The organism is Actinomadura sp. CNU-125 (assembly GCF_001942465.1).
In the GTDB taxonomy this organism is placed as follows: Bacteria; Actinomycetota; Actinomycetes; order Streptosporangiales; family Streptosporangiaceae; genus Spirillospora.
In genome coordinates this window covers 1-5,672 of sequence record NZ_MKJY01000308.1, presented here as the reverse complement: position 1 = coordinate 5,672, position 5,672 = coordinate 1, and the positions used below count along the sequence as shown (strand labels likewise).

Below are 5,672 nucleotides of genomic sequence, written 5' to 3'. Positions count from 1 at the left end.
GTGGCCGGTGACGAGCCCGCAGGGCGCGGAGCACGCCGGAGGTGCTGGCTGACCGCCGCGGGCGTGACGCCGAGCCGTCCGGCCAGCTCCGTCGTGGACGCCGGGGACGCCAGCGCGAGCAGCAGCCCGGCGCGCGGTGAGCAGCGCGGCGAGCGCGGCGGGGCGGGACCGTCCGGCCCGGCCGGGCGGCGCGTCTCCCAGAGCGCCGCGACGCCGGTCGGCGGGTAGCTGAGCATCGGCTGGTAGGGCGGGATCATCACCGACACCTCCGGCCACACGAACGCGCTCGGGACCAGCAGCAGCCCGCGCCCGTCCAGGCCGCCGCGGAACTCCCAGCGGCGGTCGATCGTCAGCGTCCCCGCCCGCCACGCGACCGCCTCGTGCAGGCCGCCGAACACCCCGGCGGCGCCCTGCGCGGCGAGGGCCCGGGTGCGGCGCAGGACGTCTCCCTCCAGCAGGTCGCGGACCCGCGGCCAGTACGGCTCGACGGCCGCCGCCCAGTAGTCCTCCAGCAGATCGGCGACGACCGCGAGGGTGCGCGCGGGACGCTCCGCCATCTCGGCGAGGCGCGGGTCGGGCGGCATGAACCGCAGTTCGGCGGCGACGACCTCGGGCGGGGTGGCCCGGACGATCTCCAGTTCGGCGCCGAGGTCGGGCAGCGGGGTGTCCGGCGGCGGGGTGAGGAAGTCGGGAATGTACCCCCAGGCGGGGACCATGCGCCGCAGCGGCGCCAGGTCGAGCCCGCGCAGGCGGGGCCGGACGGCGTGCACCCACGGCAGATGAAGGGCGTGCCCGGACGGGTCGGCGAGGACCCGCAGGCTGCGCACCATCTCCCACAGCGGGGAGAACGCGAACCGGACCCGCGCCACGTCGTCCGGAGCGAACACCAGTTCCACCATTAAGCCCAGGCTAAATGATTATCGCTCCCGAGGCGGCTACCCGAGCATCGATGCGTGACCACCGCGCAACACGCCCCCGTCGACCCGCCGCCCGGCCGGGTCGCCGCGTTCCTCGCCCCCCGCATCGGCGGTTTCCCCCGCACCTTCTGGGTGCTGTGGGCCGGCACGCTGCTCAACCGGCTCGGCACGATGGTCGAGCCGTTCCTCGGCCTCTACCTGACCACCATGCGGGGCCTGTCGCTGGCGCAGGCGGGCGCGGTGATGGCGCTGCTCGGCGCCGGATCGCTCGCCGGCCAGTTCATCGGCGGAGTCCTCGCCGACCGCGTCGGCCGCCGCGTGACGCTGACCGCGGCGACCGTCGGCACCGGCGCCGCGATGCTCGCCCTCGGCCACGCGCAGGGCGCGGGCGCTCGCCGCGTCCGCGCTCGTCCTCGGGGTGCTGCTGGACATGTACCGGCCCGCGTCGCAGGCGATGGTCGCCGACATCATCTCCCCGGCGGACCGCCCGCGCGCCTTCGGGCTGCTGTTCTGGGCCGTCAACCTCGGCTGGGCCGTCGCGATGGTGCTCGGCGGGACGCTCGCCCGGCAGGGCTTCCTGTGGCTGTTCTGGATCGACGCCCTCACCTGCGCGGCGTTCGGCGTGCTGGTGTGGCGCGCCGTCCCCGAGACGCGGGACCGCGCCGCGCGGGCGTCGGCCGCCCCGGGCGGGTTCGCGCGGGCGCTGCGGGACCGCGTCATGGTCGCCTACGTCGTCATCACGCTGCTGTACACGTTCGTGCTGATGCAAGGCATGACGACCATGCCGCTGGCGATGAAGGAGGACGGCCTCGGCGCGCAGGCGTACGGGTTGGCGATCGCCGCGAACGGGGTGCTGATCGTCATCGTGCAGCCCCTGGTCAACGCATGGCTGAGCCGCCGCGACCACAGCCGCGTGCTGGTCGCCGGGTTCGTCCTCGTCGGCACCGGATACGGGCTGACCTCGCTCGTCTCGTCGCTGCCCGGCTACACCCTGACGATCCTGGTGTGGACGTGCGGCGAGATCATCGCGGCGGCCGTCCTGCAGGCCGTCGTCGCCGACCTCGCCCCCGCCGACCTGCGCGGACGCTACAACGGCCTGTACGGGATGGCGTGGTCGGGCGGGTTCCTGCTCGCGCCGCTCGGCGGCACCCAGCTGCTCGGCCTCGGCGGGGGGCCCGCGCTGTGGCTGACCTGCCTGGGCCTCGCCCTCGCCGCCGCGGCGGGACAGCTCGCGCTCGCCCCCGCCATCCGCCGCCGCCATTTCTCGTCAGATTGACGATACTGATCCCCGGCGTATTAGTCTTGGGACGTGGCACAGCTCCGGATCGCGCTCGCGCAGGTGAACCCGACCGTCGGCGACCTCGACGGCAACGCCGACCTCATCGTGGACTGGACGCGGATCGCCGCCGACTCCGGCGCCCACCTCGTCGCGTTCCCCGAGATGGCACTGACCGGCTACCCCGTCGAGGACCTCGCGCTGCGGCCGTCCTTCGTCGAGGCGTCCCGGCGCGCCCTCACCGCCGTCGCCCGCCGCCTCGCCGACGCCGGCCTGGGCGACGTCCCCGTCGTGGTCGGGCATCTCGATCGCCGCGACGGCGGCAGGCGGCCGCTCAACGCCGCCGCCTGGCTGCACGGCGGCGGCGTCCTGATCGGCTCGGCCAAGCACCACCTGCCGAACTACGGCGTGTTCGACGAATACCGGATCTTCGAGAGCGCCGACGCCCTCCCCGTCGTCCGCCTGCACGGCATCGACGTCGCCACCGTCATCTGCGAGGACCTCTGGCAGGAGGGCGGCCCCGCGAGCGTCACCCGCGCCGCCGGTGCCGGGCTCCTCCTCGCCGTCAACGCCTCCCCCTACGAGCGCGACAAGGACGACGTCCGCCTCGACCTGTGCGCCAGGCGCGCGCGCGAAGCGGGCTGCGCCCTCGCCTACGTGAACATGGTCGGCGGCCAAGACGAACTGGTCTTCGACGGCGACTCCCTCATCGTCGACGCGGACGGCTCCCCGATCGCCCGCGCGCCCCAGTTCGTCGCCCACCTCCTCGTCACCGACCTCGACCTCCCCGAGGCCGCGGCCGACGCGGGGCCGACGTCCGTCGAAGCCCCCGGCGGCGTCACGTTCACCGTCGAACGCCGCACGCTCTCGTCCGATCCCCTGCCCGCCTACGACCCCGAACCCCCGGCCGTCGCCGAACCCCTGGACGACCTCGCCGAAATCTACGCCGCGCTCGTCGTCGGCACCGGCGACTACGTCCGCAAGAACGGGTTCCGCTCGGTCGTCCTCGGGCTGTCCGGCGGCATCGACTCCGCGCTCGTCGCCACGATCGCCGCCGACGCCATCGGCCCCGAGAACGTGCACGCCGTCCTGCTGCCCAGCCGCTACTCGTCCGAGGGCTCGGTCTCCGACGCCGAGGAGCTGGTCAAACGCCAGGGCCTGCACTCCCGGATCGTCCCGATCGGCCGGATGGTCGAGGCGTTCGAGGCCGAACTCGACCTGCACGGCCTCGCCGCCGAGAACCTCCAGGCCCGCATCCGCGCCAACGTGTGGATGGGCCTGTCGAACGAGCACGGCCACCTCGTCCTCACCGGCGGCAACAAGAGCGAGCTCGCCACCGGCTACTCCACCCTCTACGGCGACTCCGCCGGCGGTTTCGCCCCGATCAAGGACGTCTTCAAGACCACCGTCTGGGACCTCGCCCGCTGGCGCAACGGCGCCCTCGACGCCGACCTGCCCTTCCTGCACCCCTTCGCCGAGGAACCCGTCCCCGAGGCGATCATCGTAAAGGAGCCGTCCGCCGAGCTGCGCCCCGGCCAGCGCGACCGCGACAGCCTCCCCGAGTACTCCGTGCTCGACCCCGTCCTCGCCGACTACGTCGAACGCGACATGGGCCGCGACTCCCTCACCACCGCCGGGCACGACCCCGCGCTCGTCGACCGGATCGTCCGGCTGGTCGACCTCGCCGAGTACAAGCGGCGCCAGTACCCGCCCGGCCCCAAGATCACCCCGAAGAACTTCGGCCGCGACCGCCGCCTCCCCATCACCAACCGCTGGCGCGAACGCGGCTGACCACGCGGCCGCGTCAAGTCGTGAGGGCCCGCCGCAGGGCCGTCGCGGCGACCGCGATGGCGGTGGTGCGGGTCGCGTACGCCAGCCGCGACGGCGCCGGCTCGGCACCGGCGGCCAGTTGCCGGTCGAACCCCAGGACCTGCACGTCCGCGCCCACGTCCCGCAGGATCTCGCGCACCTTCCCGGCGTCCACCAGCCGCCGCTGCACCGGCGCGTGGACGGTCAGCACCACCAGCGTCCGCGACACGAGCCCGCCCAGCTCGCCGGAACCGAGCCAGTCGAGGGCGCGCCCCGCCGCGGCCGCGCCCTCCACCGTGGCGGGCGTCACCAGGATCTGCGCGTGCGCCGCCGACAGGACGGCCCGGTGCAGCGGCGTGTGGACGGCGCGCCGCAGTCGGTCACCGTCACGCCGAAGAACCGGCTGAGCGCGACCCCCGCCGTGGCGTACACGCCGGCGTCCAAGCCGCCGTCGGCCACCGCGCCGCGCGTCCCCGGCAGCGCCCACAGCCCCTCCGCCGGCCGCACCAGCCCCGGTTCGACCTCGGGGAACGACGCCGTGGCCAGCGGACCGCGCGCCAGGTCGGCCAGCGACGGGCCCGGCGGCACGCCAGCCGCAGCGGCAGCGATCCGAACTGCGGGTCGGCGTCCAGAGCGAGCACCCGGTCCCGCCGGTGCCGGGCGAGCACCGTGGCGACGAGCGCCGCCACCGTGCTCTTGCCCGAGCCGCCGCGGATCCCCGTCACCGCGATGCGCCGCCCCGTCGTGACCGGCCGCGCGAGCCACCGGCCGTGCTCGGCGAGCGCCCGCACGTCGTCGGCCGCGCGCAGCGGACGGACGGCGCCGCGCGCCAGCCGCCGCGGCAGCGGATCACCGTGCACGGCGATCGGGTCGGCCACGATCCCTCCCTCAGAACGTCCCGAGCAGGCGCGCGAACGTCCCGAACACGCCGATGGCCACCGGGACGATCGCCACCACGGCGGCCCCCTCGACCAGGTTCGTCACCCGCCGCAGCCGGGCCCGCACGTGCTCGGGCTGGCCGGACGCCAGCACCGTCACCGGCAGGGCGAGGACCACGACCAGGACGCCCAGCGCGGACGGCGCGCCCCACGTCTCGTGACCCGCCAGCCGCACCGCGAGCCCCACCGTGATCGCGACGGCCGCCGCCAGCAGCGCCGTCTTCTGCACGACCAGCGGGAACACCCGCGCCCGTCCGGCGAGCACCACCGCGAGCAGCCCGGCGAGCGCGGCCGTCCAGCCGTCGAACCGGGACAACGCGCCGAACCCGCCGACCACCGCCGCGACCGCGACCGCGACGGTCGCGATCGTCATCGTCCGGTGGGCGCCGTCGAACGCCTCCAGCACGTCGCCCCGCCGCACCGCGCCGCCCTCGCCGCGCCGATCGTCCAGCGACGTCAGCCCGGACATCGCGAGCGCCAGCCGCAGCACGACGCCGAGCAGCACCACGCATACCGGGGCGAGCACGGCACCGGCGCGCGGCGCGTCCAGCCCGAACGCCGCGCAGGCGCCGCGCGCCCGTCAGCAGCGCGATCACCGCGCCGCCGACGACGCCGCCCCGGCCGAGCGGCGAGACGGCACCGAGCAGCGCGGCCAGCGCCGCGGCAGCAGCCCGCGCCCGTCCAGGCCGAGCCAGTCGGGACGGTCGAGCCGTTCGGCGGCCGTCCACAGGG

The 5,672-nt window shown here is 75.4% G+C and carries 6 protein-coding genes and 1 pseudogene; 3 read left to right on the top strand and 4 right to left on the bottom strand.

The annotated features are described in order from the left end of the window. The coding region (locus tag BJF79_RS30245) for a DUF5937 family protein (RefSeq protein WP_143220400.1) at nucleotides 1-887 on the bottom strand (887 nt) is incomplete at its 3' end. A gap of 201 nt (nucleotides 888-1,088) precedes the next feature. Here BJF79_RS30245 and BJF79_RS67460 point away from each other — a divergent pair. From BJF79_RS67460 to BJF79_RS30235, 3 genes and pseudogenes are all read left to right on the top strand, one after another. Then, nucleotides 1,089-1,226 (top strand): annotated as a pseudogene (locus tag BJF79_RS67460) (MFS transporter); the annotation flags it as partial. A 109-nt stretch (nucleotides 1,227-1,335) separates the two neighbouring features. Continuing rightward, nucleotides 1,336-2,193, top strand: coding sequence for an MFS transporter (locus BJF79_RS30240; protein ID WP_262402755.1), 858 nt, complete (start codon nucleotides 1,336-1,338; stop codon nucleotides 2,191-2,193). Nucleotides 2,194-2,226: 33 nt separating this feature from the next. Next, a complete protein-coding gene (locus tag BJF79_RS30235; protein ID WP_075902523.1) occupies nucleotides 2,227-3,984 on the top strand; it encodes an NAD+ synthase in 1,758 nt (585 codons plus the stop codon). Nucleotides 3,985-3,997: 13 nt separating this feature from the next. Here the strand turns inward: BJF79_RS30235 and BJF79_RS51670 are convergent, their stop codons facing one another. From BJF79_RS51670 to BJF79_RS30225, 3 genes are all read right to left on the bottom strand, one after another. After that, nucleotides 3,998-4,312, bottom strand: coding sequence for a hypothetical protein (locus BJF79_RS51670; protein WP_083734189.1), 315 nt, complete (start codon nucleotides 4,310-4,312; stop codon nucleotides 3,998-4,000). A gap of 76 nt (nucleotides 4,313-4,388) precedes the next feature. After that, nucleotides 4,389-4,880, bottom strand: a complete 492-nt coding sequence (locus BJF79_RS51665; RefSeq protein ID WP_158079342.1) for an AAA family ATPase — start codon at nucleotides 4,878-4,880, stop codon at nucleotides 4,389-4,391. Between the two features lie 10 nt (nucleotides 4,881-4,890). After that, on the bottom strand, nucleotides 4,891-5,466 hold the full coding sequence (locus BJF79_RS30225) for a hypothetical protein (protein ID WP_143220398.1): 576 nt from the start codon (nucleotides 5,464-5,466) through the stop codon (nucleotides 4,891-4,893). Nucleotides 5,467-5,672: the final 206 nt, after the last annotated feature.